Below are 25,238 nucleotides of genomic sequence, written 5' to 3'. Positions count from 1 at the left end.
CAGATCGCTTCAGCGTCGTTGCCGTCGTTCTTCTGCCGGCGCACAAAGGGCTTCACATATTGCGGGCTGATGATCTTCACCCGGTGGCCAAGTGCCTCAAACTTACGAGCCCAGCAGAACGCGCCCGTGCATGCTTCGACCACGATCGTGCAGCGCTCGACCTGTGCAACAATGTCGAGAAGCTGATCGCGCATCACCCGCCGCTTCAGCACGACGCTGCCATGATGATTGACCCCGTGAAGTTGAAACACGTTCTTGGCGATATCGATACCGAGCGTCTCGACGGTCATTGCAGCTCTCCTTCCTCTTCCAGGCTCTCAGCCTGAATGGTGGAGGGAGAGCCGTCCATCCCATTAGCTGGTATGACCGTTACCTTGAGGGCGGGCCGGAAGCGTTGGAAGATCGTCCATCCCGGCCAGGTCGCGTGTGGAACCGCATCGATGCCGATATCCAGGGTCAGATCATCGAGATGGCGCTGGAGCAATCCGAACTTTCGTCGCGCGAACTGGCAGTGCGCTTTACCGATGAGAAGCGCTACTTCGTCTCCGAAGCCAGTGTCTATCGCCTGCTTAAGGCCCACGATCTCATCACCAGCCCAGCCTTCATTGTGGTCAAGGCGGCTGATGAGTTCAAAGACAAGACGACAACACCCAACCAGATGTGGCAGACCGACCTACTTCAAGATCATCGGCTGGGGGTGGGTGTATCTGTCCACCGTACTCGATGACTTCTCTCGATATGTCATTGCCTGGAAGCTGTGCTCGACCATGCGCGCCGAGGACGTCACCGATACGCTCGAACTGGCCCTTGCAGCTTCAGGCTGCGACAACACCAAGGTGTTGCACAAGCCCAGACTGCTCAGCGACAATGGTCCCAGTTACATCGCCGCCGAGCTTGCCGAATGGATCGATGCCAACGGCATGAGCCATATCCGCGGCGCACCGCTGCATCCGCAAACCCAAGGCAAGATCGAGCGATGGCATCAAACCCTCAAGAACCGCATCCTGCTCGAGAACTACTTCCTGCCCGGCGATCTCGAGTGTCAGATCGAGGCCTTCATCGAGCATTACAATCATCGCCGTTATCACGAGGGCATCGGCAACGTCACACCCGCCGACGTCTACTTCGGACGTGCACAATCCATCATCAAACAGCGTGAAAGGACAAACGACAGACAATCGAATATCGGCGCTTGCTCCACCGCAAAATCGCCGCTTAACATCAACCAACAAATGAGGCCCGCTCTCCGCTAAATCTCGCCGCTCTTTGCGCCAAATGTTTTGATGACGGACACTCGCTTCGACAGCGCCCGGGGTCCGATCCTTCGGGAGGATGGTCATGCTTTCGGTCTTGCTGGCCTTCCTGTTCGCCCTGTATGCCTTCACCGTTGCCCTTCCCTTCGGGAAGGCTGCGCGGCTCGTCGCTGTCGCACAAATGATATTCGTCCGGCAGGACAAACACTCCGCGCCCGCCAGTTATCCCCGCGCGGAACTTGCACGATTTCCTAGCGTGCTACACGGGAAAGACCTAGCGGGGGCTGGGTGCAGAGAAAGGCCTCTTGCCCCCGCAGGATGGCTTTCTTTGTTGATGGGGGAATGTTGCTTGCGGTCGTCTTAGAACGGTGAAGCAGCAGGAAGAGCGATTGCGTCGGAAGCCCCTGCTTCTCCCCACCACGGAAACGTCGTTGGAGCCCCATTCTCGGTACAAGGCAGTGCGGAGGGCCGAGCCACACGGATACCTCACGACATCGGGCGCACGAGTCGGAGCGTACTTTGAAAGATTGCAGTCGGGGGAGTGATAGGATGCGCCTTATAAGTGCGTCTGAAAGTGTAAATGCGGGACGCCGCACGGGGCACTCCACCGTTTGCATTTTTTTGAAGTGCGCGGCGCCGCCTACAAAACCTCTCTGGACCTAGCTCATTGCTAGGAGGGGGGAAGGAGCCAAGGACGAGAACGGAGCAGCGGGACATACACCATGCGACGGGAGAGAAGGAAACGGAGTGGAGGGGGTAGGAGAGCGGAGCTTTTAAAAGCGTCGTAAAATATTTTCCAGAACGACGCTTAGGTATCAAAGGTAAGCTGCTGCAACGCCGGGTTCTTTAACTATATCTGGCCTGGCTAGAGGGTTTCCTCTCCTGCAGGTGCTGGGCGTCTAGTTCGTCCAGCTTCCCTTCGAGCGCTCTAAGCTCGTCCTTGTTGATGCCGATAGCGGCGGGGTCCGTCAGCCCAAGCGAAAGCCCGCGGTTACGGGCGATCTCCATGCGTACGTCATCGCATTTGCTGCACATGGCTCGTTCCTCGTTAGGCGGGTGAGCGCGCCGCTCTGTTGCCGCAATAAATCTTTCGGCGCGTATACTCCCCAGCTCGTATCCCAGTCCGACGCTTAATGCACGGTCTTTTCCGCGATGACGATGACCTGGCTTGTGTCAGGCGGAGGGCTGTCGTTGCAGGCGCACGGTATGCCCTCGGCGCATGCGCATCCCAGCTCATGGTCGTAGGGCTTGTCCGGATGGTTCTCGCACACCCATCTGATGCCTTGGCAGATAGGGCAGTCGTTCTTTGGGGCAAAAGCTGCGGGACCGTGCGTGGGGCCTCTTGGGGGAGAGGGCCCCGCCGCGCTAATATGTACGCCTCGACCATCTTTGAAAGCCCCTTGAACGAGCTTTGCCGCAGCAATCCCTCAGATGTGATGTCGCGGTAGCGGCCTGGTTTCCTTAATAGCTAGCGCAGCACTGCCTCGACAATGATGATGACGCGGCTCGTATCAGGCCGGTTGCTGTCGTTGCACTCGCAAGGCGCCGCGTAGCCGCACGCGCAGCCTGCCTCATGGCCGTACGGCCTGTTGGGATGGCGCTCGCACACCCAGCCGATGCCGAAGCAGGTGGGGCAGTTGTCTTTCATGAGAGCGTTCCTAGCGCCGGCCTTGCTTCGCCGCGGGATGGAGCTCCGCGAGAATCTTGGCCATTCTCTCTTCGAGAGCCTTGATGCAAGCTTCCGTGAGCTGATTTGCGATCCATTCTGCGGTCGGATGCGCGGTCAACCCCAAACCACAGGATTTGCCGTCGGCCGTGGCCCATGATCAGCAACCCATAGAGCAGTCGGAACGAGATTGTCGGCACCACGAACAGGTCCATCAGTCCGTTCTGGACATGGGCAAAGACAAGCCAGACGGCAGACGATGGCTAATAACGATGCCAGATGCCTTGGTAAAATAGCCCACTCATTCCATCACCGCCGGACATCGAAAGGTATGCGCAGTTGCCGGCGAACGGTGGACCCGTCCGCCGGGTCGATACCGCGATCTACTCGCCAGGCCGACCATCAAGGCCGAGGCCACGCTCGAGGGCGGCGATCTTAGCGTCTAGTTCAGTTAGCCAGTCTTTGGCGGCGATCATACGAGGCTTGCCCTGCCTGGCCTCCGACACAACCAAAGCTTCTTTCAGCCGGCGTAGACCTTGAAGTTCGAATGCCTTTGGTAGGCTCCCAACCATGGCGTCCTCCTTCATGCCGCTTCTGAGATTCGGGAGGTCGATCGGCGCCGAGCCGGCTTCCCGCCGGGTGGTCGCGGACCGCTGTCGAGTTCGGACAAAGCTTCCAGAATGTCGTCGATCAAAACTGGTTGGCGCCGTCCCGGAATTGCCCTCAGCGATGGGCACGAAGTGACAGCGGCGGCGTCCGAGGCCCAAGATGCCAATATCGATCTCTTCTCGGCAAGAGTCAGTTCTTTGTCCGCCAGGACGTAGCGGGGGTGGTCATAGATTGACCCGGGATGAAGGATTGCGTTGAGATCGTAAACGTTGTCGTCAATTGCATGGCCGCGATTGGTCATGTTGTCCTCCTCTCTCCTTTCGTTTCGGACGACGAAAAAATTAAGAATGGCTGTGGCGGCGGTCAAGATTTTGAAAGCAGAATTTTTCTAATCGCCTCCACTAGCCGACGATCTCGTTGCTCGAGAAGAACTGGGCGATTTCGACTACAGCGGTCTCAGTCGTGTCTGATCCATGCACGGAATTTTCGCAGACCGACTTCGCATAGAGCTTGCGAATGGTGCCGTCGGCCGCCTTGGACGGGTCGGTTGCGCCTATGATCTCACGATGCTTGAGGATCGCGTTCTCGCCCTCGAGCACCTGCACGACCACCGGCCCAGAAATCATGAAGTCGACGAGTTCTTCGAAGAAGGGACGCCTCTTGTGCACGGCGTAAAACGTCTCGGCCTGCTCACGGGTCATGCGGATGCGCTTTTGGGCCACGATCCGAAGCCCGGCTTTCTCGATCAGGGCGTTGATCGCGCCGGTCAGGTTTCGCGCGGTTGCGTCCGGTTTGATAATCGAAAACGTGCGCTCAATCGCCATGATATCGTCCTGATGTAGCGATCGTGGGAATTACGACGCTTCGCGGATACTCCACATGCGGTGTCATAGGTAATAAATTGGGGCCCCGTATCGGGAGTCCATTCGAAGGTAAATCGATGGGAACGTCCCGGCGCTGCTGTTTCTCCGCCTACTCAACCGCACAGTCCGCCACCTCACGACTCGAGATAGGTGTATCGCCGCCGCGCACCGCGCATCCCGCTTATGTTGGACTCGCTCGGACTGGATGGAGCGCAGCCGGCCAGGGGATCAGCGCCGCCGGTCGCTGCGCGCAGCCAGGAACCGCCAGGTCATTTCAGAATTAAACAGCCCGGACGGGCGGGCGTCCCCCCGTCTGTCCATTCAAGACGGCCCGTCGGCGATCCACCCCCGCCGGCGGGTTTCTCTTTGCGGAACAACTTTCGTCCAATCGTATTGAACCGCTGGAACGGTCTATCACTCACCGCCCGTTGTGATCCCCGAGCCCGAATTGGCCCCCGTGCCACCCATCCCGGCGGGCCTTTTGGGGATTCAGGAGCAAAGCTGTTCGAGCAGAACGGTACGCCCAGCGATTCTTTGGAACGAAGAGGCTTGCCCCTTAGCCCTCATCACCGCACGGACCGTGGCTTTTATCGGTGATGAGAACGCTGGTTTGCGCTCCCGCCCAACACAGGGGAGCGTGCTATGCGAAATCCTGATCCCATCATTGGAACGCCCGTGCAGGCCAGCAAAATCCCGAGTTGGAACATGTGAGCGGCCCCCAGAAGCTCTTTCTGCTTTTCATTGCCAAGGTTTTCTGGCTCTGATCGGACTGTTGGCCTATTTGCCGATCGTCGCGACGCCCTTCAGATAAACCCTCACCGAAGCGGATTCGAATAAGCAACAGCCGCGGGATCCGATGCTGACTCGAATGGTTTATCTGCCATTTCTGTATTTAGGGACGGTCGTCTTCGTCGCCATTTACATCTGAGTTGGCGCAAACGTCGCTGCGATAGGAGATCAGATGGATGAGCAGACCCTAGACCCTACGAAAGCCTTGGCCGATATCCAAGCACTGACTCGCGTTGCTCTAGAGAGCGCAGACCCTGCCGTCATGCGGCGCGATTTAGAGATGATCCTGATGATCACGGAAGAGGCGCTGCAGCCGCCGGATCCGCCGCCGGAGCGGGGTTTACTATTAGGTCGCAGCTCGCCATGGCAAAAATGCTTGGATACGACTGCTTCTGGCCATGACCCTCCGGCCTGGCACTCGACCCACCAGGCCCATTTGCTCCAATACATTTAGATCGCGACTTAAGGTTTTTTGGTCTTCCCGGCGTACTCTGTGAACTCGATCTCACCAAAAGGCCGTCCTCGCCCTTTGCGGGTTTTTTTCGGTGGAACAACTTTCAATTTGAGTGAATTGATTAGCTAGAACGGGGATAGCCATCCCATTGGGACGACCCGTTCTGCTTCCCGATAAACTTGGCCCGCCCTAACAGGCGGGCTTTTCTTTTGAAACTACATCCTCTCGCCTGCCCGGTTGATCGCTTGGTACGGCTGATCCCGTTCCCGAAAGGCCCGCTAATATTCCCCAACTCCGGCGGGCCTTTCGCTGTCTGATCCAGCCCGCTGTCTCCCTTCCGGCGGGCTTCAACCCGGTGATCCGCAATCTCGGAACGCTTCCCAACCCCAGGCATTGCTCCTTAGTCTGGCGCAAAGAACATACCCTACGCCAAGGCGTAACCTTCATAAACAGGAGATCAGCATGGATGAAGGCAGAGAAGATGAAATGCATCAGGACCCGACTAACAACCTGTTCCTCGCTGCAGGAAGTTTCGGACTTCTGGCGTCTCTCATCGGGTCCGGACTCATTGTAGCGGCGGTTAGCTTCTAGCCTACTTACGAACGGTCCAGCCAGCAGTTTGCGCTCGCATCCCGTCGGCAACCCATGCCGGCGGGTTTGCACATCAGTCGGCGCTTCGCAGCCGCTTCATCGTGAACTCCATCTCTCCGCCGGGAAGTTCGCGCCAGAATCAACCGCGGTCATATAGGCGGCAGCCGGAGCGCCACGATTCGACAGCATTTTCCGGATCGCGAGGTGCGGATTTAAACAATTTTAGAAGCCGGTGAAAACCTGTGTGAGGACTTTTTTAGCTACGGTACGGAACGTTTGGAGGAGATTGCTCGAATGCCCGCGCTGCTTGAAGACCACGGATTACCCCTTGTTCAACTTAGGGAGCGGAGGCGTGATCTAATCGTCGCACTGATCGGACAACATGGCCTGCCGTCGGAACAAGAGATTTCGGAAATAGCCTCCATCCAAAACGCAATCGCAGCCTTTGAGGCCGTTGTCGACGATCTGGACGCTGAGGCGGAAGTCGCGTCACGCGCGGAATAATGTTTCAGTCCAGCATTCTCCCGAAATCTCGCCGGGCCTTTTTAATGCTGTGCGTGCTTCCAGCTCCGCCTGATTTTCCGCGCTCGGTGCAACGACCGTCCGACAGGTCAAGGTACGGATTTGCGCACTGTCACCGCCTCTCCTCTCCTTCACCCTAACTCGACGTAAGCAACGGCAAGGGGAGCACGGCGGCCCATTCGTGTTCATGGCGAGGATCGTCTTTTACAAGGCGGTGGACGGCGAGACATCACCGCCAATTGGAAACCCGGAAGGCAAGAAGCCCACAAGTGGGGAAAGCGGAAGCTGGCGAGAGATCGATAACGAAAAATTTTTCAGCCGAATTCAAAAATCAGTCGTTAACGTTTTACCGTATCGTCTTGCTTCGCCTCCCGCCGGCAATAGAAATGAGTGACCAGCCGCACCTCGATCCTAAGAAAACCCTAGTTTATATCCGGACGCTGATCCGCCTCGCGTCGGGCAAATATGACATTGCCGTTTTACATAAGCTCTTGAAGGAAATGCATACTCTTAAAGATAAGGCCCTGCCTAAAGGCCAGAAATAGAAAACCCCGCCAGCTCGGAGCGGTGAAAGGCTGACTTGCAGCAACAGGGGGATTCGATGGAAGAAGATGAAAGCCAAGCCCAGCCTGAGGCGAAGCCAAATTCGCTTTACGACCTCCCCCTTGATACCGCAATCAAACTTCGCTGGGTGCTGCGTGACATCCGAGCGGGACGCATCAAGCTGCTGGCACCGTCCAGCGATGATCTGGCGTTACTTGAGCATCTTGGTTTGATCACGACGGAGAACGGCAAGCCAGTCCTGACCGACGCCGCGAATTCGGTAATTGGCAGCCCATGAATAGAAGCCCGCTCCCATAGCCTGCAAATGGAGGATGTTCGATGAAATGGGCCTTATTGTTTATTGCCATGGCGATGCTCACCAGCCCGGCCCTCGCCGTCTGTCGCGCCTGCTCCCGCGGTTGGGTGAAAGTCTCGCGCGCATAGCCGTCATCGGCCTTGGTCTGCCGGCGTCGCACTGCCATTCGATCAGCCAGGTCGCGGGGCGTTTTGGCCATGCAGGGGCACGCGATGTCCAATGGGCCTCTAGTTCTGACGATCACGCAATCCCTTAATGCCTTCGTTCTCTGCGCAATGTTCGCAGCAGTAGAATTTGCCGGCCGATTCAAGCCCGTGCCCTACGATTCGAATGCCGCAATGTCCGCACACCGGAGCTAAGGCATGAATCGCACATTCGAAACTGTCGTAGGTGTGGGTTTTACCACCCATGATCACTTGGAATGCCTTGTCGTAGTTATTCCCGCAGGTTTCACACTGAGACATACTCACTCTCCCAAAGGTAGTTGACGTTCAGTCAATCGCCGCTGACGGGGATCTGTTCCACTCCCGTGGGCTCGATACGCAGAAGCGCACGGCGATCTGGAACCCTTCCCCCACCTATGCATTATAGAGCCCGGATGGTTCCTTGGCCGGGTACCGTCTATCGCATCACTCCACCTAGCCCGTCACAACTTGGCGGCCTTTCTTTTGAAACCACATTCCCTCGCCTGCATTATACGGCCGGAACGGTTGATCGGCCGGAATCCCCGATCCCGCTCCCGAAAGGCCCGCTGTGACTGCAACCGGCGGGCCTTTTTGTGGACCCATAAGCGCCCCCTCCGCTCAAACAAGCACCTGACGTCACGGTTGAGACGGTGGACCTCCGCCGCCCGAGGTACGGATTCGCGTACTTTCCGCCGCTTCTCCCTCGCCCTAAATCGACATAAGCGACGGCAAGGGAAGGCACTTCTAGTGAATGACGCTCAGCGTATTTTAGTAGTCGGGCTGCTCTTGATGGCCGGCGCGACGATGTCGTTTGCTTTTTTGAATTTTGGCCAAGGCGCGTTTATATCGCTATCCTTGTTTTATTTGGTCATGGCAAAGATTCTACCATCGGACCCGGATATGGACTTTATACGACAAACGGAGTTCCCGGTGTTCTCTTTGGGCTAATAGCCCCGATATTCCTGTTTGCAATTTCCGTTTTTGTAGCACTCGGTGCCAGAAAGCGAGACTGATCAATACTAGCTTAAGCGTTCGTGCGATGGACGGGCCGGCTTCCTAACTGACCGTTGTTCGGAGCAGCCACATCACCTCCGGTAACGATTGCCAAATTCAATTTCGACTCGCGCGGCCGTGGTCCCTGGCACCAAAAGCGAGAGGAGTAGCTTCATGCTTAAACACCTCACCACCCTACAGGATCGCCTTTCGGCATGGGCCGACGACATTCGAGCGCAGGCAGAAACGATGGCGCCCGGGTCTGAAAAAGACGCTCTGCTCAAAAAAATTTCCCAGGCTGAGAAAGCTTCAGAGTTGGATAATTGGATCAACTCGCCGGAACGTCAACCGCCGAAGTGATCGTCACGGGACCGTTGTTTCGCGCCATCGCTTGATCTCAGCCCGGTTGACGGCACAGTCGGCAACTTCGCGGGTTGATATCGGAGGCTCGCCGCTGCGGACGGCACAGCCGGCCATATCGGCTTCAGTCGGCCCTGACGGGTCACAGCCGGACACGACAATCAACACCATCGTCACGGACGGGATCAGGAAGGCGCGCAGCATCAGCAACTCCGGCGCGGTGCGGCCGCAGCCGCAGGGGCAGCAGTAATGGAACGACTGCTCGCGATCGCTATCCGGCTCAGTGACGCGAAATGAGCCCGGGACCTTTCCGACCGCGGGCCTATCAGGATCGCGGAAGTCGTCCCAATTCTGAAGATTCAGAGCAGCCACAGGCGACGTCTTCACTTCTGCCATCACGCACCTCTCGGATCGACGATCGCCCAGCCCGCGGTTGATCTCGGATGGACGCGGGTACGATGCCGGCCGGAATTGGCATCGTAGACGAGCCAGGTCGGCCCGTTGATGTGGCGCAGGAGTACGAAAACATGATGCCGTTTGACAGCCGCAGCACCAGGCGCCGGCGACGTGCGCGGGAAACGAAACCAGTTGGCGGCACGCCAAAGCGATCGGACCGGCTTGCCGAAAATGCGCACCGCAGCGCCGCAGCCGCAGAAGGCCCGAGGCGGGCATCCCGGCGGATGACCGACCACCCTCCCCGCGCCTTCGGCCATGACGCGGTGAAGGCCGGGAGGCATAGGGCGAACAGTTCTTTCAGTTTTTGAAACAACTGATCCGCTATGGACGGCCAGCCGGTGATGATGTCGCGGCCGCGCGTGAGCCGCATGTGTCATCAGGACGCACAGCATCGCAGCGGCGAGAAGTCGCAAGATCATGGTCTCTCCGGTGATTTCAGATATGGTCAGAGAGCTGGCTCCAACCGGCAAGGGACTGCCGGCCAACGGCCCTCAATCCCATCGAAGGTCGGCAGTCCCGACTTACCGAACCGCGAAAATCAGATTTGGCGTCGGTACGCACAGTGGCTTGACGAATTGCTGAAGCGGATTGCAGCCGTAACACACCTCCGCCCTGTAAGCGATCGGACCGCTCGGCAGCCCGCGCGGCAAGGCGAAGGTTCGATTGAGATACCCATCGCGGACACTCTCCGACGTGGCGGCCGGTATCGGATCGTAGTTCGCGAGGATGATCTTGGTCTTCGGGTCAAAGAGAACCCGTTGAGCGATTCCCGGACATTCGCGGTTCACTTTCTTGAGCCGCCATTTGACGGTCACCTGATCGCCGTCATTAGCCGGCGACGGAACGACGAAGCTGGCATTCTCATCGTATTCGTAAGGTGGCGTCGTATCGAATGCCATGAAGACGACCGAGCCAGCCAAAAAGGCGATCAGTATTGCGATGGCCTTGCGGCTGTAGACGTGTGCTTTCGGGATCATGGTTTCCCCATCCACGGTCCGAATATCGATTTCCAATATGTCGCCGCGAAACCGAGCGCTGCTCCGATGACGGTGATCGAGAGCATGAACCCCTTACCGCTCTGGACATAACCTTCCATGCGGGCAACACGCTGTTCGAGCTTTAAACGTTCTGCTCTTTCCTCTCGCAGATCGCGCTCGACATCCTCTTTCTCTTTCGTGAGGGTATCGACCCTGACCGCCAGCACATCTAGGCTCGCCGCCTTGCTGCGTTCACCGCCGGTGAATTCCCAGGTTGGCGCCATTCCAGCATTCCCCATTAACCCAGTGTTGAATGCTGGCGTGCCTCATGACTTCCAGCCGCTTGTTGCCGACCGACAATCGGTTAGGCCCGGCTTTGTCGCTCGCGGCGACGGCCGGGCCGATCTATTGTTTCCCCTCCACGCCGAGGAACTCATAAACCGGATCACGCGGGGCGGGTGCTGGTTCAGCGACGACAGGCGCCGGCGATGCATCAATGTAAGGAACCGGCTCGACCGGCTTACCCGTGACGCGCGCTTTGACTCTCGAAAGGAAACTCGGCTTCTTCTTCGGCTTGTGGACCGCGGGCTTTTCCGTCTTCGGATCCTCATCAAATCCCGGCGGCCGAGCCGCCGGCCGTTTCCACCCACATCCGCCGACACCAGCCTCAACGTTGCCGTCGATGTAGTCCTGATCGTATGTCGTCTTGCCGCGAACCTCGTAGCGAGGGGCTTCGAAGATCCGACACTCACCGCCCGCTACACTGGCCGGAAGTTTGGTCCCAGCGCATCCCGCGAGCGCGACAGTCAAGAACAGCGCCGCGATACTCCTTGGCGCGGGCAATCGCTTTGCTGTCCTGCTTTGCAACGTCTGCCAGTGCGCGACCATAGCCTCTGCTCCAAACTTTGTAGTGCCAAATTCCGTAGACGGTCACGAGCGTTACGACCGAGACAGCGATGATGGAAAGCTTCTTTGCCCAACTAGCGAGTTCTAATGCTGAGAAGATTGTTTTGATCATTGTCGCGCCCCGGTCGTGACTGATGTCTTGATCGCCCTCATGCCAGTGAAGGCGTTGTATGCGAGGAAGGCAAAGCCGCAGCCGGCGAGCGCGATCCACAGCGAGATCGGAACGCTGGCGAGATGGCCCTTCACCGATTCCAGGAATCCCGGGTCGGTCGGCAGACTGTCTTTGTGATCGGTGAAAAATGACCAGGCTTGCGACACATAATCGCTGATCGACGTCCAGATCGCGGAGAAGAACGCTGCGACCGATGCCCAGGTCCGTGCTCGCCTGTGTGGCGCTGGTCGCGGGCGCGGTCATCGCCGTCATCTTTCATCCATTGTTCGTCGCTGGCGCGCTCGGCCTGCTCGGTCTGTTGTGGTGTGTCGGACGGGCAATCGAGGCACTGATGGGACGCGCGCCTTGACCAAAATCGAATGGGCTAGAATTCGCGACGGCAGCCAGGGCAAGAAGCGCGCCGGCTGGCTGCTCGACGGCGTCACCCATGACTGTATGCCGGAGCGTGGTCGGTGAACCGCGATCATATATCGGGACCGCGGGGCGGCGCTTGGAATGCGTCGACGATCAACGGCAGCCGAACACGGCGCAACGGAATCCTGCAGAACGATCTCTACTCCGGGCGCATCGTCTGGAATCGGCAAAGCTTCGTGAAGGATCCAGACACGGGACGGCGCATCAGCCGCGTGAACCCGCGCGAGCAATGGATGACGGCCGACGCCGAGCACCTTCGAATTGTTGACCCTGAGACATGGCAAGCCGTACAGGCGCGCATCGGCGAGCGCGCCGGCAGACCGCATAAGGCGCGGCCGGTGCATTTGCTATCGGGCCTATTGAAATGTGCTGCTTGCGGCTCCGGCTACATCGCCAGCTCTCGCGACAAGCGCGGCGTGCTGCTGGCCTGCTCGCGTTATCGCGAAACCGGACTGTGCGACAACAGCAAGTTCGTGGCGCGGGCATGGGTCGAGGAAAAGGTGCTGGCTGGGCTCGAGCAGCATCTCGCCGACCCTGAGATGGTCGCGGAGTATGTGCGGGAATATCACCGCGTGAGCCGTGAGCTTGACGCTGACGCTGCCGGCAAGAGCCGCGCATCGACAAGAAGATCGGCAACATAGCCGGACAGATCGCGCGCCTGGTCGACGCGATAGCGACCGGCACCGTGGAGCCCCGAAGCATCGCAGCCCGGCTTGGCGAGCTGGAGGTCGAGCGAGACCGGCTCGAGGCCGAAAGCGCGAGCATCATGCCCACGCCGGTCGAATTCCATCCCAACGCGGCCAGCGCTTATCGCGATAAAATTCGGTCGCTGAAGCAGACACTCGCAATCGCCGGCGAGGACAGCCGCCAGGCCGCATTCAAAGGGATTCGTGAAATCGTGGAGAAGATCGTCATTCACCCCGGCCGAAACCGGGAGGCGGCACGGCTGGAGATCTACGGCCAGCTGGCGGCGATTTTGAACCTCTCGGTAGCGTCAGCCGAGCCGGCCGACGCTACACGGAGGGTACTGGTTGCGGGGATAGGATTTGAACCTATGACCTTCAGGTTATGAGCCTGACGATTACCGAACCGCTTCCTGTCAAAAGAAACTGGAAAGAGTGCGACGGCAGAACGCCCTTCTGTAACTGGAATCTTGTCGTCGAAAGAGCAGCAAGATTGCTCAGAAACCACTGGCATTGCTGGGCGATCGGAGCGGTACTGTCAGCAAGTTGAGTGCCTGCTTCGCGGCAGCCCCGCCGGTGTATTCGCCGTGACGGGGCTTCGGTGGTGGCAGCGATGATGCTGCATCAACCGGAGAAGCCAGATGACCAAGACACAATCCCGCAAAACTGCAACTCGGTCGACGGCGTCCCGACGCGGAAAATTCGCGCGCCGCTCGGCGGCCAAGACGACCAAGGTTGCACCCGTTAAGAAAAGCAGTTCAGCACCAGCTCGATCGTTGGATCGGCAGGTCAAGCACCGCGCCGGCAGCAAGCAAGCTCGTGTCATCGATATGCTGATGAAGCCTGAGGGTACAACGATCGGCGACATTATGAAGGCCACGGATTGGCAGCAGCATTCGGTGCGCGGCTTTTTCGCTGGTGTCATACGGAAGAAGCTCAAGCTGACGTTGACATCGGAAGCTACTGAAGCCGGTCGGATCTACAAAGTAACTGCCTGCGCCGCGTCGATCGGATCGAAGCCTGACAAGGCCGCGGCCTGATGCCATGGCAGGAAGGTCAGGATCTCGAAAAGCCGTCAGTCGGGGCAAGATCAGCTTGTCATTGGAGGACGAGATTGCGCATCTGCGCAGTCTCGATCTGATCGGCCTGCAGTGCCGCTGGCGGAGTGCTGTGGGGCGCCCGGCCCCAGAGCACGTGCCCAAGCATTTTCTGTTCGGCATCCTCGCCTATCGCATCCAAGCCGATGCACTCGGGGATCTCGATGCTGCGACGGTTCAACTTCTGAAGCGTGCGGCTACCGTAGAATCTTTGGACCAAGTTTTGTCACTGGTAGCGGTTCAGGATCGGAAGATGCAAGGCGTGGTGCTCGGCACTGTGTTAACGCGGGAATGGAATGGCCAACATTATCGGGTGATGGTCGTCGACGACGGCTTCGCTTTTGAGGGCAAGACCTTCGACAGCCTGTCCGGGATTGCATTCGCCATCACCGGCACGAACTGGAATGGACCCCGCTTCTTTGGTCTGCGCGCCGGTAACGGCAAAGGTGTGCAAACATGAAGCCGGCCGACAACCGGGTCGTCCGGTGCGCGATCTATACGAGGGTGTCCACCGACTCCGGCCTTGATCAGGAGTTCAACTCGCTGGATGCCCAGTATGACGCGTCCCAAGCCTATATCCGAAGCCAGGCGCATGCAGGCTGGTCGCTGGTCAAGGCGCGATATGATGATGGCGGGTTCTCGGGCGGATCGACCGACCGCCCTGCCCTGCAGCGGTTGCTTGCGGATGTTGCGGCCCGCCGGATCCACATCATCGTCGTCTATAAGGTGGACCGGCTGACCCGATCGCTGGCTGATTTCGCCAAGCTGGTCGAACTGTTCGATGCCCATGGCGTCTCGTTTGTCTCGGTGACCCAGCAGTTCAACACCACCACATCGATGGGACGATTGACGCTCAACGTCCTTTTGTCTTTTGCGCAATTCGAACGCGAGGTCACCTCGGAGCGCATCCGCGACAAGATTGCAGCCTCTAAACGCAAGGGATTATGGGTCGGCGGCATGGTTCCGCTAGGCTACATCCTCAAGGACGGTCAGCTTCACCTTCACGAGGAAGAGGCCAATACCGTTCGTCTGATCTTCCAGCGCTATCTGCAACTCGGCAGCGTCAACCGTCTCGTCAAGGACCTCAAAGAACGAGGCTTTAAGTCCAAGGTCCGGCAGTTGGCGTCAGGCGGGACACGAGGGGGTGTGCCGTTCACGCAGGGACCTTTGTTTTACATGCTGCGGAATCGCTTCTATCTCGGCGAGGTCAAGTTTAAGGGCGAGATCCTCCCAGGGTCGCAACCTGCCCTGCTCGACCGCACACTGTTTGAGGCGGTTCAGCAAAGGCTGACCGAACAGTGGTCACATCGCACGACGACACGTATCCGAACCCGCGCTCTCCTTACTGGACTGCTGTTTGATGACGCGGGTCATCGGATGATCTTGACCTACTCCAGTCGGGACCGCGTTCGACACCGCTATTATGTCTCTGCGCCCTGCATCCGGGGTCAAACGGATGAGCCGGTTGGCACTGTCACCCGTGTGCCCGCGTCAGAGGTCGAAGCCACGATCTCCAAAGCGGTCATTGCCGACACGGACATCGATGAACCGCTTTCGAACGAAACGTTGTCTCGAGACACCCTTGAGCGGTTTGTCACCCGGATTGAGGTTCGCAAGAACCAGTTGGCCATTCATCTAAGGTCTGGCGAAAACGATATCCAACGGATCCAGAACCACCACCATCCGGATCCGGCTGAACAATCCGCCCTCACCTCGCGCACCATCGTCGTACCCTGGAAGAAGCCACCAAGGCCCACCCGAGAGATCTTGCTGCCGGCGAATACGCCCGAGCATCGCGCTCGGCCCATGAAGGCCGAACGCCGGTCGGCTCTCATCCGAGCGATCGGCCGCGGCCGTCTCTGGCTTCAGGAGATCGTCGAGGGCCGCGAGACGATTGAAAGCCTTGCCACCCGCCAACATTGCAGCACCCGACATATCAATATGACCATCTCCCTTGCCTTCCTTGCACCGACCTTGGTCACAACAGCCGTTGAAGGACGTTTCCCGCGCGGGATCGGTGTTGCTGCCCTCCGCGATGCGCCGGCTGAATGGTCCCAGCAGATGAGGCGGCTCGGCCTGGCGCCCACGGGCGCTTCCGATTCTGAGAACCGGTAACCGCGCCTTATTGATTGATCTGATTCCCAGGAACGGGAAATTGCGCCGCTGAGACAGCGTCCCCAAACCCGCCCAGGCGGGTCACAGAGACCGCGCCCCCGTAAATCAAAGTGCGGAAAGCCCGCCAGTAGCGCGCCTTTTTCGTCAGTCTCTGGAAACGCGAGAAATAGCAGACTAGGTGGTGGCGGACGCAGTCAGATGCGAACCGGTCTCTCCCTGCAATTTGGCGAAATGCAGGGAGATTCTTTAAAAGTGCAGCGAATGTGACCTTCGACGCGGCAAGCCAAAGGCGCTTTTTCAACAACTTAGTGGAATGCTCCCTACTCAAAAAAGCAGGGAGCATCCGTGTTGATGCAGGGATTAGGAGAGGACACTCTACCGGAAACCACGATCAAGATGCGAGAATCTCGCGGCCTCCAAGTTCATTCAAGCGATCTACCGATGCCGCTCGCGTTCGTGCGCCAGTGAAAATTGGCAGGGTTATACGCGCGGCGAAAAGCCTGTGCTTCTTTGTGCGAGGCCGTCATACAAATGCGGTCGCCTTCTGAACCAGATACTGCAGGATGATCTCTGGTGATTGCCGTCGAGTTCGCCGGTGCACTCTGTCGCGGAACCGGTCCTATCGGCAATCAGGTCCTGGCGCGAGCTGCCCGCGGCGTTTACGATGAAGCGGCCGCAGCGAGGGTATCAAAGGAAACGCCAACCGTGCGGCGAGGAGTTGATCCGGACGCCACCGCACGGACTTTAGGTAGGCCGCTGTCAGCGATCCAGGAACGTCCTCGCCGTTCCGCGCGCTTCAGGCTTTCGAGCCCAGAATGTTTCAATGACATTGATGCTCCAATGCGTCTTCCATGAAGCAATCGCAAAGTCGCGTTCCGCCTTAGAATCGTAGAACTCGCCGTCGACCCACGAACCGTCGGTTGTCCTCACGAATATGCCAAATATCGGTTTGCCCGTCGATGGATCGATGTCGTCAAACAGGTCTAGGCGCTCGGATTGCGGAGCTGCTCGTTTTGGAAAAGGGGTAACGTTGCTCATGCTATACGCTCCAGCAAGCCAAAGACGTAGCTGTCACCCCTGCCCCTCACAAGGGGCCGCATCATGCCGGGCAACCCGCAAATGCAAGTAGCGCGGAGCTTGCCGCGGGGCGCCGCTGTCGGGTTGAATTCAAACAAAACCCTTGGTCGCGTTGAACCATTTCACAGTACCAAATGGCACTATAGCACTCCTAGAATGATTTCGCTGAACCAATCGAAACGTTGACGCCTTTGAGCATAAGCGCCACCGCGCTTGCGTCGCCAGCCGGCGTTTTAACGCGGGCCTAGAGATCACTTGAACAGCGTCATCAATCTTCAGGAGTAACCATGGCCAAAAATGCAAAAACAACGGCAAAGAAGGCGCCGAAGAGCCCCGTAAAAACGAAGACAAGGAAGAACGCTGCCGCGACAATCGAAAAGAAACCAACTGGTCAGCCAGTTAACCTCATGACGCAGCCCATGCAGCTTCCACTCGTCGACCCGAACTTTCGCTTTGTCGAACGTCAGCCGGAGCAGCTGCATGCCTACGCCCGAGGGCTTTTGCAACATCTGCGTCAAATTCGTGCTGGAGGAAAGGCAGGAGGCTATCACATCACCACCGTAAAAGCGGCTGCGGTGTGGCTGATCGAATCGTATGCAGAAGCCGGCGTCGCGCCCGTGTCGGAAATGGCTCGACTGATCGACGAGATTGTTCAACCGCAACCCACCGCGAGCACGCTGCCTGTTCGTCGGTCGAGTGAAGACACTTACTGGGCAGCGATTGAGTTCGAGGCGGGGCATCATCTCGACCCAACAGCCAGGCAACCATCGGCGGCCTCTCTCTATGCTGTTGCTAAACATGTGCGGGCACGGTTCCGACCGCAGTACTCCTCTCAAAAGACCGCAGAAGCGACGGTTCGCGGTTGGCGGCGCCTTCTGCACTATCGCACAAACGTTGCGCTGCAACGGTCGAGCGCTCTTAGAGTGAAAACCTGATCGAAATTTTACGGTATGCGCCGCTTCACGCGATCGCCTATCTCCCTGTCGTAATCGCCACGGAGAACGCCGCGATGAACATGGTTCGCCGAAAAGACTTGCAACTATCGATCCGAGAGATCAAAATTAATCCGCGCAACGCGCACACCCATTCGAAGACCCAGATCCGCCAGATCGCGGAAAGCATCAGAGGTTTGTGCTTTGGCGCTCCCGTTCTGGTGGATGAGAAGTTGAACTTAATAGCCGGAGAGGGACGCCTAAAAGCGGCAGAACTTCTCGGCTTAGAGAAGATCCCGACGGTCCAGCTTCTCGGCCTCTCTGAGGTCCAGAAGCGCGCCCTAGCTCTCGCGGATAATAAGATAGCCAGCAATGCCGGATGGGACCGCAAGCGGCTGGCAATCGAGTTGCCTGAACTTGGCGAACTGCTGCTGCAAGAGAGTTTAGACATCTCGATCACAGGCTTTAGCCCAGCCGAAATCGACCAACTGCAAATTGACTTCGAAGAATGCTCGGCAGATCCGGCGGACGAGATCGCCCAAGGTTGGCAATCCGGCCCGATTGTCAGCAAGCGAGGAAGTTTATGGTTTTTGGACCAGCATCGGATTCTGTGCGGCGATGCACGTAGCGAAAATGATCTCGATCGCCTGATGGGATCTAACCGCGCGACATTCGCGTTCCTCGATGTACCCTACAACGTACGTGTGCGCAGCATTGGAAGCCGCGGGCGCATCAAGCATGCCGAATTCGCATTCGCATCCGGTGAGATGTCAACGTCGGAATATGGCGTGTTTCTGCGTCAAACACTGAGTAATGCAAGTCGACTCTCAGCAGATGGTGCCGTCCATTTTGTCTGCTGTGATTGGCGGCATGTAACCGACGTCGTGGATGCGGGCAGCGTCGCTTACGGCGACACACTAAACATCGTTGTCTGGGTCAAGTCGAACGCTGGGCAAGGCTCATTTTATCGCAGCCAGCACGAGTTTATCGTCGTATTTCGTGTCGGAAAAGCTGCGCATTTGAATAACATCGAACTCGGACGGCACGGCCGGTCGCGATCGAATGTCTGGCACTATCGAGGCGTGAACACATTCGGCGTCGGACGCATGCAAGAGCTTCGTGCCCATCCGACGGTAAAGCCGGTTGCGCTTGTTTCCGATGCGATTCGGGATTGTACGCGGCGCCGCGACGTTGTGCTCGATACCTTTTCCGGCTCAGGAACGACCATTATGGCAGCAGAGCGCGTTGGGCGGCGCGCTTGCGCGATAGAAGTGGAGCCTCGCTATGTAGATGTCGCTGTTCGTCGTTGGCAAGCCTTTACCGGAAAAGACGCGGTGGATGCCGAGACCGGATTGACCTTCAATGAGTTCGCGGAGCGAGCCGGTGCCGCTTCGGGCTCAGAAGATCGTCCAGCTGCGGGCGGTGATGAGATCGATACCAGCACGGCCTCTAAAGACGGCACCGATCGCGAGGACCCGGAAGATCGCGCGATATAACGCGCGCTAGATTCGCATTTAAACGGTCCGTACTGTCGCGTAGAGAGTCAACGATGACGCAAAAGCCACCTTCAAAAGCCGATCGCCAGAAAATCGACGATCTTCCCATGGATGCTGGATCTGTCACAACGCCATCGGAATATAAGGTCGGTCCGGGCCGTCCTCCGAAGGAGTTCCAATTCAAGCCCGGTCAAAGTGGCAATCCGAAAGGCGCCAAACGTAAGAGCCCCTCAATTACCCCTAACCTCAGGTCCGCGCTGCAGCGCGCGCTCGATAAGAAGGTACGGCTCAATCAAGGCGAACGTGAACAGACGGTCTCTATGGCGGAAGCCGGAATCAGGCAATTGGTTGCACAATTCGCTAGAGGTGACCGCTATGCCAGGCGCGACCTCATTGCTCTCGCTAATCAACTTGGTGTCGATCTCACGGCCGGTCAGGCCGACGCCGTTAAGGAAGCGATCGCTTCGGACCATCAAGCACTGCTCGACGCCTATGTCGATCGACAGTACGACAAGGTCATGGAACGCGAATCGGTGTTGGCGCCGCCGGAATTGCTGGACGATGATTCTGACGATCAGGATGGGACATAAGCCGATGCCCATAAGGCCTGACTTTCATTCGCAGGACGTTTTTCAAGCGCTGTTAGCAGAGGACCTGCTGGCTTTTTCCGAATTTTCCTTTTCCGTTGTTCGCCCAGGAACCCGATTTAAGCCCAATTGGCATATTGATGCGATCACCCACAAGCTGTCTGAGGTAGCGAAAGGTCGGGTGCGGCGTCTTATCATCACGCTGCCGCCGCGCTCGCTGAAGTCGCTATGTGCTTCCGTGGCCTTACCTGCATGGTTTCTTGGGCATCATCCTTGTGAACGAGTGGTGGTAGTTTCTTATTCTGACCTCCTCTCTCGCAGCCACGCCAATGACTTCCGCCGTCTGATTAATGATCCGATATATCAAGCCACCTTTCCAGATATGCGCCTCGATCGGGAGACAGACCGCGAGATCACGACGACCCAGCGGGGAAAACGGATCGCAACCTCAATCGACGGGACGCTTACGGGGCTTGGCGGAAACCTGATCATCATCGACGATCCACTCAAGCTTGGCGATGCCATGTCGGAGGCTGTACGGCTGCGGGTCATTGAGTGGTATCGCTCAACTCTGCTTTCGCGCGGTGACGACAAGACGATGACACGCATCGTGGTGGTGATGCAAAGGGTGCACCAGAATGATCTCATCGGCTACTTGCAGGAACAAGGCGGCTTCGACATTCTGAACCTTCCGGCCGTCGCTCAACGCTGCCAAAGCTACGAGCTGGGTTGCGGCCGCACTTATGTCCGAAAAAGCGGTGAACTCCTCCACCCCGAGCACGAACCGGCCGATGTCCTGATTGAGCTGAAGCGTGAGATGGGGCCTATCGCATTTTCAGCTCAGTATCAGCAAAGTCCCATCCCGCCCGGTGGTACAATCATCAAAAGGCGATGGCTGAACACATACGATAAGATATCGTCTCAAGAAGGCGACCGTATCATCATGAGCTGGGACATCGCCCTGAGTGAAATGGAGACCGGTGACTATTCCGCATGTGTCGTTCTACTGGCTCGTAAGGAGGTCATCTTCGTTCTCGACGTGGTGCGAGGCCGTTTTCCTTTCGGTAGGCTGAAGGAAACAATCATTGAGCTCAAGCGCAGGCACACCCCCCCTCCACTCTTTTGATCGAAAACTCGCCGATCAGCCTTGGTCTCATTCAGAGCCTACGCGAGCAATCAATCAACGTCGTGGCCTATAAGCCTGACACGGACAAGCTGGCTCGACTGATTGCCCAAACCGATCTGTTTGCCGGAGGGTCTGTTCGTTTACCCCAGCGCGCCAAATGGCGAGAGGCGTTCATCGCGGAGTTACTCGCCTTTCCAGGTCGGCATGACGATCAAGTGGACGCTCTCACTCAAGGGATTGCATGGGCACGTCAAAGCTGGAGCCGAAGGACTATTGTCACTGCGGCCGGAGGACATTTCTGAGTTTTGCGATTAAACGGTTGGGAGGTCCCTGCCCTCACCCCGGCCTTATATCAGCAGATCAACGTCTGACCGCAACGCTACCGTGCCTTTTGCGAAATGTGGCCGCGTGAGAAAATGCATTTGACCGGATCAACCTAGTCTGGGCGAGAAAGACCATCCGTGCGCAATTTTCCCGCTTACCCCCTAAGAGCCGGTCTTTTGGAGATGTTCCGCGACATGCGCACTAGCAGGCTGTTGAAGAAGTCCAGTCTGGCTTTAGGGACGGCTTGATTGCCGTTGTGATGGCGAACGTGATCTGGATCGAGCCGTTGAGCAGTTTGGCGTTCAGCGCGCCTTGCGCTCCGCTCTGTTTCCCACAGTGGGTCAGGTTCGACCTCTTTCTCCAGTGCCAATTATTCCGAACGCCGTTCGACTGTCAGGCCATCTCTCTTCGATCCTTCCTCCAACCCCGTTGGACTACGCGAACTATGCGCAGCGCTGATCTCGTTAAACCACGGCTACCGGGTAACTGCGTTCAAAGCGCGCTTCCTTGCGCAAGATGGCCCAAGCTATCCGCGCCAGCTTGTTGCCAAACTACTACGGCGTTACGGTGTACGCCCCGCTCGATCATTGCCTTTAGCCACTACCCCAGTGGCGTATCGCTTTGTGACAGCGATGGCAAAGCCGCGCGAGCGCCGTGGATGAGTAGAGTGCGCAAATAAACGTTGCCACGCTTGGAATTCTGAGAGCCGAGCCTTACCTCCCGTGCTTGATTGTTTCGGAACCAACCCGAGCCAGGCGCCCAGGGCCTTGGCCAGACTACTCCCCTTGAATTCGTACCTCGCCATGTGGATGTCCTCACTGAGCCTCTGCGCTCGATGCGCGCCCGCTCCGCCGGGCTGGCGGCGCGACGGCGAGTCGAGCGCGGCGATGTCGGCGTGGCCTGTTCGTCACTCGGCCGAATGTGGCTCAACGACAACACCAACATGAAATCGTGTGATTGATGCCGCAATAGCTCTCGTCTGGCTTCGTTCCGCCCCGATTGGATTGCGACTCTTGCGTGTCGGATTCGGTAGGCGGAGGACGATATGTTTTCCAGCAGCTATGCCAGAACTTCGTACGTCGGCATCGAAGCAATTTGCATTGGCCCGCCTTTGAGCTTGTGTTCTGGTGTTCGGTGCGCCATGCAACGGCTTGCCGTTGTTCTGGGGGCAGCTTCGCTTGCGGCCTGCACGCAAATCAACGTTGCTGCCAATAAATCCGAATTGATCTCGCCAGGTCGCCAGGGATCCCAAGAATACAATCGAACAACCATACCGTTTGCGCTGAAAAGGCGTGTGGCGGTCGCAAGAAAGCACACGCCTTTCGCGTCGAGCAAGAAAGCAGCTGCGTCACAGATCGCATCGCACGGGATCGCCAGCTTCTATACGGAAGGAACAAACACCGCGTCCGGCGATAAGTTCAATACGCACGAGTTAACGGCCGCCCATCCTACGTTGCCGTTCGGCACCCGGCTGCGCGTAACGAACGTCGCAAGTGGGCAATCCGTGACCGTCCGCGTCAATGACCGCGGTCCTTACGTTCGCGGACGAGTTGTTGACGTTTCCTACGCTGCGGCCGAATCGCTGGGGATGGTCGGAGGCGGTGTCGCAAAGGTCAAACTTGACGTCGTCCATTAGCTGGCACGACCGACCGACATGTACGTGACCATAACTCACAATGACCGTGACCCTTAAGTACGAGAATGATGACAAGCTCAGCCGGCGTCGACGTGGTTTTCTCTTTTGACGACCCAACTGGGCCTGATCAGGCGGTCCTGAAAGAGGCTGCTCGCCTTGGTTGTAAGCGAGCCCGTGAGCCCGGCGATGCCGGATGAAGCGCCGAACGTCTGTTCGAGGAACTGCTGGGAGACGAGCGCGTCACTGTCCGCGATGCGCTCGCGATTTTCGTCGCGACACTCGATCGCCCGACCGAAACTGGGGAGGCGCCCGCACAACCCTGTGCCTACCGCATATCAAATCCGGGCATATTGATGGTGCAGTCCGCCCAGGAACCGGCACACCGCGAGCCAGACCCTGGACGCTAGAAGTCCCACGGGTCTTGACCTGGGAGCGGCTTGACGTCTCCCCACTCGCCGGGTGCGGAGCCGAACGGATCTTTACTCGGGGACGGCTTACCCCGCCTTGTCGCCAGCCCGGCCGAGGCCGGTGAGGGGATGTCGGTCGGGACAGGTGCGGGCCGGCGCTTTTTGTTCACGGATTTCTTGACCCGTTCGAAAGCGGCAGTGTCCATCGTCAAGGTCAACTTGGCTCTTTTTGCGGATTGCACGAATGGCCGCACCAGACCCAGATCGTGCAGGGTTCTGATACATCGCACGAAGTTCTCCACCGATACCAGCGTGCGCGGGTTGGCAGATGCGGACCAAGCGGTCGCGCCGCTCGCCCCCTTGGTCGCTGACGATTTTCTGCCCTTGCGAGTCGGCGATTTCTTGCGTTTGGAAGCTGCGACGCGTCGCGATGTTTTGGGGGCCACGGGAGTCTCCTCTTTCACGGCTGGACCTGCAGCTTGAATTCCTTGCTCTTCTGTTGATCGATCGCGATGACGGCGAGAACCTCGGACGGGGTGCCGCCACCCGTCACGCGTCGCCCGGCGTACAGCAGGCCGGCCGGCTGTCGCGCCGTGGAACGCCGCCCGGCGATAATGGCGCCGCCGTCGCTTCCACGGCTGAACAGGAAGCCGCGCAGCGAGTCAACGCCCGCCACGTCCACGGCAAGGCCGATCGTGACCTGATGCTTGTCGCTGCGCCCGACGCTGAGATTGAGCGAAGCGTCAGCGACGCGCAAGAGAGTGCCGACCGGAGCGAAGACGACCTTCGGGGTGCCCGACAGACTGACCGTCGTGGTGAAGATCAGATCATCGGTCATGCTCGGCGCGGCGCCGGCTTTGCCCTCTTTGCCGGCCAGGCCTCCGAACAGCAGCAGCCTGCTGAAATCCTTGACGGTGCGGTCCACGCCGACACGGCCTACGATGGGATAGACGTAGTTCGGTCCGACGATCTGCCCGTCGCAGTAGCGGACGTTGCGCGGCTTCGCCGCGTTCAGATCGGCGAGAAGAAAGCCGAAGGTGTCGGTCACCGTGAATGTGCGCTCGTTCGACCGCCTGCGTTTGGCGTTGCCTTCGATGGGGGCCGTGAACTTCGGCATCACGTCACGCAGCAGGTTCACGTTAGCGATGAGGTCGTTGTCCTCGAAAATGTCGAAGTCGAACGTGTAAGCGGCGCCCGCCTTCAGAAGCAGGTCGATGGCGGCACGCTCCCGCACATATTGGGGTCCAGGAAACAGGCTAGAGTTGAACGTGTCCATCAGTTCCGGGTTTTCCGCGTAAAGCGCCAGCAGATGGTCGGCGATGGGATTGCGGACCCCCTCAGGGTACCCCGCGAACAGGCCGTCCGCGATAAAGACCAGAAAATCCTTCAAGGTCGATTTGACCGCCTCGCGCGTCTCGCACCGGATCTGTCGCACGATATGGGGAGTGTCGACGCCGGCGACCTGTTCCGGCAGTGGGTGGATAGCGCAGCCGCCGAGACTGGCGGAAACAACGGCGGCGGTGAGTACGCGACGGATCTGAATCATGGCACCCCCTGCCAGATGGCGCATTCTCTGAGCAATGACACGTCCAGCTTGCAATCAGAGATTTAGACATCGGACAAGGCGAAAGTCTGTAGTATTAACGCAACAGTTGTAATGTGTCCCGCAGCTTGTGCCGGTTCGGCAGG

35 protein-coding genes and 2 pseudogenes are annotated in these 25,238 nt (G+C 58.2%); 19 read left to right on the top strand and 18 right to left on the bottom strand.

The features are described from left to right. Positions 1-290, bottom strand: a 290-nt coding sequence (locus GGQ85_RS16575) for an IS110 family transposase (protein WP_510184776.1), incomplete at its 3' end; no start/stop codon positions are given. A gap of 68 nt (positions 291-358) precedes the next feature. On the opposite strand from GGQ85_RS16575, the pseudogene GGQ85_RS16570 reads away from it, so the two are divergent. After that, positions 359-1,219, top strand: a pseudogene (locus tag GGQ85_RS16570) (transposase); the annotation flags it as partial. Between the two features lie 880 nt (positions 1,220-2,099). Here the strand turns inward: GGQ85_RS16570 and GGQ85_RS16565 are convergent. The 5 genes from GGQ85_RS16565 to ndk all read right to left on the bottom strand — a co-directional run bounded on the left by GGQ85_RS16565 (position 2,100) and on the right by ndk (position 4,352). Beyond that, on the bottom strand, positions 2,100-2,288 hold the full coding sequence (locus tag GGQ85_RS16565) for a hypothetical protein (RefSeq protein WP_309775447.1): 189 nt from the start codon (positions 2,286-2,288) through the stop codon (positions 2,100-2,102). A 433-nt stretch (positions 2,289-2,721) separates the two neighbouring features. Continuing rightward, positions 2,722-2,901, bottom strand: a complete 180-nt coding sequence (locus GGQ85_RS16560; protein ID WP_309775446.1) for a hypothetical protein — start codon at positions 2,899-2,901, stop codon at positions 2,722-2,724. A 401-nt stretch (positions 2,902-3,302) separates the two neighbouring features. Further along, entirely contained in the window at positions 3,303-3,491 is a 189-nt protein-coding gene (locus tag GGQ85_RS16555; protein ID WP_309775445.1) for a hypothetical protein, read from the bottom strand. Positions 3,492-3,502: 11 nt separating this feature from the next. Then, positions 3,503-3,829: a hypothetical protein gene (locus GGQ85_RS16550; RefSeq protein ID WP_309775443.1), complete on the bottom strand. Its 327-nt coding sequence runs from the start codon at positions 3,827-3,829 to the stop codon at positions 3,503-3,505. A 100-nt stretch (positions 3,830-3,929) separates the two neighbouring features. After that, positions 3,930-4,352 carry a nucleoside-diphosphate kinase gene (gene ndk / locus GGQ85_RS16545; protein ID WP_309775442.1) on the bottom strand — a complete coding sequence of 141 codons (423 nt, stop codon included), beginning with the start codon at positions 4,350-4,352 and terminating at the stop codon, positions 3,930-3,932. 1,000 nt (positions 4,353-5,352) lie between these two features. On the opposite strand from ndk, the gene GGQ85_RS16540 reads away from it, so the two are divergent. From GGQ85_RS16540 to GGQ85_RS16520, 5 genes are all read left to right on the top strand, one after another. Next, the gene (locus GGQ85_RS16540; RefSeq protein ID WP_309775441.1) at positions 5,353-5,634 is read left to right on the top strand and encodes a hypothetical protein; all 282 of its coding nucleotides are present in this window, start codon (positions 5,353-5,355) and stop codon (positions 5,632-5,634) included. Between the two features lie 462 nt (positions 5,635-6,096). Continuing rightward, positions 6,097-6,225, top strand: a complete 129-nt coding sequence (locus tag GGQ85_RS16535) for a hypothetical protein (protein ID WP_309775440.1) — start codon at positions 6,097-6,099, stop codon at positions 6,223-6,225. Positions 6,226-6,519: 294 nt separating this feature from the next. Further along, positions 6,520-6,729, top strand: coding sequence for a hypothetical protein (locus tag GGQ85_RS16530; protein ID WP_309775439.1), 210 nt, complete (start codon positions 6,520-6,522; stop codon positions 6,727-6,729). Positions 6,730-7,016: 287 nt separating this feature from the next. After that, complete coding sequence (locus GGQ85_RS16525) at positions 7,017-7,292, top strand: hypothetical protein (protein ID WP_309775438.1); 276 nt, start codon at positions 7,017-7,019, stop codon at positions 7,290-7,292. Positions 7,293-7,348: 56 nt separating this feature from the next. Further along, positions 7,349-7,588, top strand: coding sequence for a hypothetical protein (locus GGQ85_RS16520; RefSeq protein ID WP_309775436.1), 240 nt, complete (start codon positions 7,349-7,351; stop codon positions 7,586-7,588). Positions 7,589-7,833: 245 nt separating this feature from the next. Here GGQ85_RS16520 and GGQ85_RS21115 read toward each other — a convergent pair whose 3' ends face one another. Continuing rightward, the gene (locus tag GGQ85_RS21115) at positions 7,834-8,070 is read right to left on the bottom strand and encodes a metallothionein (protein ID WP_510184775.1); all 237 of its coding nucleotides are present in this window, start codon (positions 8,068-8,070) and stop codon (positions 7,834-7,836) included. 888 nt (positions 8,071-8,958) lie between these two features. Between GGQ85_RS21115 and GGQ85_RS16515 the strand changes: the two genes are divergently transcribed. Beyond that, the gene (locus tag GGQ85_RS16515; RefSeq protein WP_309775435.1) at positions 8,959-9,144 is read left to right on the top strand and encodes a hypothetical protein; all 186 of its coding nucleotides are present in this window, start codon (positions 8,959-8,961) and stop codon (positions 9,142-9,144) included. 3 nt (positions 9,145-9,147) lie between these two features. On the opposite strand, the gene GGQ85_RS16510 is transcribed toward GGQ85_RS16515, so the two are convergent. From GGQ85_RS16510 to GGQ85_RS16485, 6 genes are all read right to left on the bottom strand, one after another. Beyond that, positions 9,148-9,540 (bottom strand): hypothetical protein, encoded by a 393-nt coding sequence (locus GGQ85_RS16510; RefSeq protein WP_309775434.1) that lies wholly within the window; start codon positions 9,538-9,540, stop codon positions 9,148-9,150. Then, entirely contained in the window at positions 9,540-10,019 is a 480-nt protein-coding gene (locus GGQ85_RS16505) for a hypothetical protein (RefSeq protein ID WP_309775433.1), read from the bottom strand. Before GGQ85_RS16505 ends, GGQ85_RS16510 begins: the two co-directional genes overlap by 1 nt. Positions 10,020-10,121: 102 nt before the next feature. Further along, entirely contained in the window at positions 10,122-10,577 is a 456-nt protein-coding gene (locus GGQ85_RS16500; RefSeq protein WP_309775432.1) for a hypothetical protein, read from the bottom strand. Further along, complete coding sequence (locus tag GGQ85_RS16495; protein ID WP_309775431.1) at positions 10,574-10,861, bottom strand: hypothetical protein; 288 nt, start codon at positions 10,859-10,861, stop codon at positions 10,574-10,576. Before GGQ85_RS16495 ends, GGQ85_RS16500 begins: the two co-directional genes overlap by 4 nt. Before the next feature lie 121 nt (positions 10,862-10,982). Continuing rightward, on the bottom strand, positions 10,983-11,465 hold the full coding sequence (locus GGQ85_RS16490) for a hypothetical protein (protein WP_309775430.1): 483 nt from the start codon (positions 11,463-11,465) through the stop codon (positions 10,983-10,985). A 126-nt stretch (positions 11,466-11,591) separates the two neighbouring features. Then, on the bottom strand, positions 11,592-11,801 hold the full coding sequence (locus GGQ85_RS16485; protein ID WP_309775428.1) for a hypothetical protein: 210 nt from the start codon (positions 11,799-11,801) through the stop codon (positions 11,592-11,594). Between the two features lie 47 nt (positions 11,802-11,848). On the opposite strand from GGQ85_RS16485, the gene GGQ85_RS16480 reads away from it, so the two are divergent. The 6 genes from GGQ85_RS16480 to GGQ85_RS16455 all read left to right on the top strand — a co-directional run bounded on the left by GGQ85_RS16480 (position 11,849) and on the right by GGQ85_RS16455 (position 15,964). Next, the gene (locus GGQ85_RS16480; protein ID WP_309775426.1) at positions 11,849-12,004 is read left to right on the top strand and encodes a hypothetical protein; all 156 of its coding nucleotides are present in this window, start codon (positions 11,849-11,851) and stop codon (positions 12,002-12,004) included. 103 nt (positions 12,005-12,107) lie between these two features. Continuing rightward, positions 12,108-12,710 (top strand): recombinase family protein, encoded by a 603-nt coding sequence (locus GGQ85_RS16475; protein WP_309775425.1) that lies wholly within the window; start codon positions 12,108-12,110, stop codon positions 12,708-12,710. A 44-nt stretch (positions 12,711-12,754) separates the two neighbouring features. Beyond that, positions 12,755-13,141 carry a hypothetical protein gene (locus tag GGQ85_RS16470; protein ID WP_309775424.1) on the top strand — a complete coding sequence of 129 codons (387 nt, stop codon included), beginning with the start codon at positions 12,755-12,757 and terminating at the stop codon, positions 13,139-13,141. 252 nt (positions 13,142-13,393) lie between these two features. Continuing rightward, positions 13,394-13,792 (top strand): DUF3489 domain-containing protein, encoded by a 399-nt coding sequence (locus tag GGQ85_RS16465; RefSeq protein WP_309775423.1) that lies wholly within the window; start codon positions 13,394-13,396, stop codon positions 13,790-13,792. A gap of 4 nt (positions 13,793-13,796) precedes the next feature. After that, the gene (locus GGQ85_RS16460) at positions 13,797-14,309 is read left to right on the top strand and encodes a DUF2924 domain-containing protein (RefSeq protein ID WP_309775422.1); all 513 of its coding nucleotides are present in this window, start codon (positions 13,797-13,799) and stop codon (positions 14,307-14,309) included. Next, complete coding sequence (locus GGQ85_RS16455; RefSeq protein WP_309775421.1) at positions 14,306-15,964, top strand: recombinase family protein; 1,659 nt, start codon at positions 14,306-14,308, stop codon at positions 15,962-15,964. Before GGQ85_RS16460 ends, GGQ85_RS16455 begins: the two co-directional genes overlap by 4 nt. Before the next feature lie 759 nt (positions 15,965-16,723). Here GGQ85_RS16455 and GGQ85_RS16450 read toward each other — a convergent pair. Continuing rightward, positions 16,724-17,002 (bottom strand): hypothetical protein, encoded by a 279-nt coding sequence (locus GGQ85_RS16450; protein WP_309775420.1) that lies wholly within the window; start codon positions 17,000-17,002, stop codon positions 16,724-16,726. 326 nt (positions 17,003-17,328) lie between these two features. Between GGQ85_RS16450 and GGQ85_RS16445 the strand changes: the two genes are divergently transcribed. The 5 genes from GGQ85_RS16445 (at position 17,329) to terL (ending at position 21,484) form a co-directional block, all read left to right on the top strand. Then, positions 17,329-17,976 (top strand): hypothetical protein, encoded by a 648-nt coding sequence (locus tag GGQ85_RS16445; protein ID WP_309775419.1) that lies wholly within the window; start codon positions 17,329-17,331, stop codon positions 17,974-17,976. Between the two features lie 74 nt (positions 17,977-18,050). After that, a complete protein-coding gene (locus tag GGQ85_RS16440) occupies positions 18,051-19,469 on the top strand; it encodes a site-specific DNA-methyltransferase (RefSeq protein ID WP_309775417.1) in 1,419 nt (472 codons plus the stop codon). Positions 19,470-19,522: 53 nt separating this feature from the next. After that, complete coding sequence (locus GGQ85_RS16435) at positions 19,523-20,059, top strand: DUF5681 domain-containing protein (RefSeq protein ID WP_309775416.1); 537 nt, start codon at positions 19,523-19,525, stop codon at positions 20,057-20,059. Next, positions 20,031-21,182 carry a terminase gene (locus GGQ85_RS16430; protein WP_309775415.1) on the top strand — a complete coding sequence of 384 codons (1,152 nt, stop codon included), beginning with the start codon at positions 20,031-20,033 and terminating at the stop codon, positions 21,180-21,182. Before GGQ85_RS16435 ends, GGQ85_RS16430 begins: the two co-directional genes overlap by 29 nt. Then, positions 21,179-21,484: a phage terminase large subunit gene (gene terL / locus GGQ85_RS20925; RefSeq protein ID WP_374708911.1), complete on the top strand. Its 306-nt coding sequence runs from the start codon at positions 21,179-21,181 to the stop codon at positions 21,482-21,484. The genes GGQ85_RS16430 and terL overlap by 4 nt, the downstream gene beginning before the upstream one ends. A gap of 486 nt (positions 21,485-21,970) precedes the next feature. Here terL and GGQ85_RS21090 read toward each other — a convergent pair. Continuing rightward, positions 21,971-22,290 (bottom strand): annotated as a pseudogene (locus GGQ85_RS21090) (transposase); the annotation flags it as partial. Between the two features lie 510 nt (positions 22,291-22,800). On the opposite strand from GGQ85_RS21090, the gene GGQ85_RS16420 reads away from it, so the two are divergent. Then, positions 22,801-23,142 carry a septal ring lytic transglycosylase RlpA family protein gene (locus GGQ85_RS16420; RefSeq protein ID WP_309775413.1) on the top strand — a complete coding sequence of 114 codons (342 nt, stop codon included), beginning with the start codon at positions 22,801-22,803 and terminating at the stop codon, positions 23,140-23,142. 77 nt (positions 23,143-23,219) lie between these two features. On the opposite strand, the gene GGQ85_RS16415 is transcribed toward GGQ85_RS16420, so the two are convergent. From GGQ85_RS16415 to GGQ85_RS16405, 3 genes are all read right to left on the bottom strand, one after another. Then, a complete protein-coding gene (locus tag GGQ85_RS16415) occupies positions 23,220-23,459 on the bottom strand; it encodes a hypothetical protein (protein WP_309775412.1) in 240 nt (79 codons plus the stop codon). An 86-nt stretch (positions 23,460-23,545) separates the two neighbouring features. Next, positions 23,546-23,995 (bottom strand): hypothetical protein, encoded by a 450-nt coding sequence (locus tag GGQ85_RS16410; RefSeq protein WP_309775411.1) that lies wholly within the window; start codon positions 23,993-23,995, stop codon positions 23,546-23,548. A gap of 14 nt (positions 23,996-24,009) precedes the next feature. Next, positions 24,010-25,119: a Y4kA family protein gene (locus GGQ85_RS16405; RefSeq protein ID WP_309775410.1), complete on the bottom strand. Its 1,110-nt coding sequence runs from the start codon at positions 25,117-25,119 to the stop codon at positions 24,010-24,012. Positions 25,120-25,238: the final 119 nt, after the last annotated feature.

Source organism: Nitrobacter vulgaris (genome assembly GCF_031453995.1).
GTDB classification, from domain to species: domain Bacteria; phylum Pseudomonadota; class Alphaproteobacteria; order Rhizobiales; family Xanthobacteraceae; genus Nitrobacter; species Nitrobacter vulgaris.
This window is presented reverse-complemented; position numbering and strand designations above follow the sequence as displayed.

Bases quoted from the DNA above. Each gene is read 5' to 3' on its own strand.
- GGQ85_RS16565 (WP_309775447.1), bottom strand. From the start codon at position 2,288: ATGTGCAGCAAATGCGATGACGTACGCATGGAGATCGCCCGTAACCGC.
- GGQ85_RS16560 (WP_309775446.1), bottom strand. From the start codon at position 2,901: ATGAAAGACAACTGCCCCACCTGCTTCGGCATCGGCTGGGTGTGCGAG.
- GGQ85_RS16555 (WP_309775445.1), bottom strand. From the start codon at position 3,491: ATGGTTGGGAGCCTACCAAAGGCATTCGAACTTCAAGGTCTACGCCGG.
- GGQ85_RS16550 (WP_309775443.1), bottom strand. From the start codon at position 3,829: ATGACCAATCGCGGCCATGCAATTGACGACAACGTTTACGATCTCAAC.
- ndk (WP_309775442.1), bottom strand. From the start codon at position 4,352: ATGGCGATTGAGCGCACGTTTTCGATTATCAAACCGGACGCAACCGCG.
- GGQ85_RS16540 (WP_309775441.1), top strand. From the start codon at position 5,353: ATGGATGAGCAGACCCTAGACCCTACGAAAGCCTTGGCCGATATCCAA.
- GGQ85_RS16535 (WP_309775440.1), top strand. From the start codon at position 6,097: ATGGATGAAGGCAGAGAAGATGAAATGCATCAGGACCCGACTAACAAC.
- GGQ85_RS16530 (WP_309775439.1), top strand. From the start codon at position 6,520: ATGCCCGCGCTGCTTGAAGACCACGGATTACCCCTTGTTCAACTTAGG.
- GGQ85_RS16520 (WP_309775436.1), top strand. From the start codon at position 7,349: ATGGAAGAAGATGAAAGCCAAGCCCAGCCTGAGGCGAAGCCAAATTCG.
- GGQ85_RS21115 (WP_510184775.1), bottom strand. From the start codon at position 8,070: ATGTCTCAGTGTGAAACCTGCGGGAATAACTACGACAAGGCATTCCAA.
- GGQ85_RS16515 (WP_309775435.1), top strand. From the start codon at position 8,959: ATGCTTAAACACCTCACCACCCTACAGGATCGCCTTTCGGCATGGGCC.
- GGQ85_RS16510 (WP_309775434.1), bottom strand. From the start codon at position 9,540: ATGGCAGAAGTGAAGACGTCGCCTGTGGCTGCTCTGAATCTTCAGAAT.
- GGQ85_RS16505 (WP_309775433.1), bottom strand. From the start codon at position 10,019: ATGATCTTGCGACTTCTCGCCGCTGCGATGCTGTGCGTCCTGATGACA.
- GGQ85_RS16500 (WP_309775432.1), bottom strand. From the start codon at position 10,577: ATGATCCCGAAAGCACACGTCTACAGCCGCAAGGCCATCGCAATACTG.
- GGQ85_RS16495 (WP_309775431.1), bottom strand. From the start codon at position 10,861: ATGGCGCCAACCTGGGAATTCACCGGCGGTGAACGCAGCAAGGCGGCG.
- GGQ85_RS16490 (WP_309775430.1), bottom strand. From the start codon at position 11,465: ATGGTCGCGCACTGGCAGACGTTGCAAAGCAGGACAGCAAAGCGATTG.
- GGQ85_RS16480 (WP_309775426.1), top strand. From the start codon at position 11,849: ATGCCCAGGTCCGTGCTCGCCTGTGTGGCGCTGGTCGCGGGCGCGGTC.
- GGQ85_RS16465 (WP_309775423.1), top strand. From the start codon at position 13,394: ATGACCAAGACACAATCCCGCAAAACTGCAACTCGGTCGACGGCGTCC.
- GGQ85_RS16460 (WP_309775422.1), top strand. From the start codon at position 13,797: ATGGCAGGAAGGTCAGGATCTCGAAAAGCCGTCAGTCGGGGCAAGATC.
- GGQ85_RS16455 (WP_309775421.1), top strand. From the start codon at position 14,306: ATGAAGCCGGCCGACAACCGGGTCGTCCGGTGCGCGATCTATACGAGG.
- GGQ85_RS16450 (WP_309775420.1), bottom strand. From the start codon at position 17,002: ATGAGCAACGTTACCCCTTTTCCAAAACGAGCAGCTCCGCAATCCGAG.
- GGQ85_RS16445 (WP_309775419.1), top strand. From the start codon at position 17,329: ATGGCCAAAAATGCAAAAACAACGGCAAAGAAGGCGCCGAAGAGCCCC.
- GGQ85_RS16440 (WP_309775417.1), top strand. From the start codon at position 18,051: ATGAACATGGTTCGCCGAAAAGACTTGCAACTATCGATCCGAGAGATC.
- GGQ85_RS16435 (WP_309775416.1), top strand. From the start codon at position 19,523: ATGACGCAAAAGCCACCTTCAAAAGCCGATCGCCAGAAAATCGACGAT.
- GGQ85_RS16430 (WP_309775415.1), top strand. From the start codon at position 20,031: ATGATTCTGACGATCAGGATGGGACATAAGCCGATGCCCATAAGGCCT.
- GGQ85_RS16405 (WP_309775410.1), bottom strand. From the start codon at position 25,119: ATGCGCCATCTGGCAGGGGGTGCCATGATTCAGATCCGTCGCGTACTC.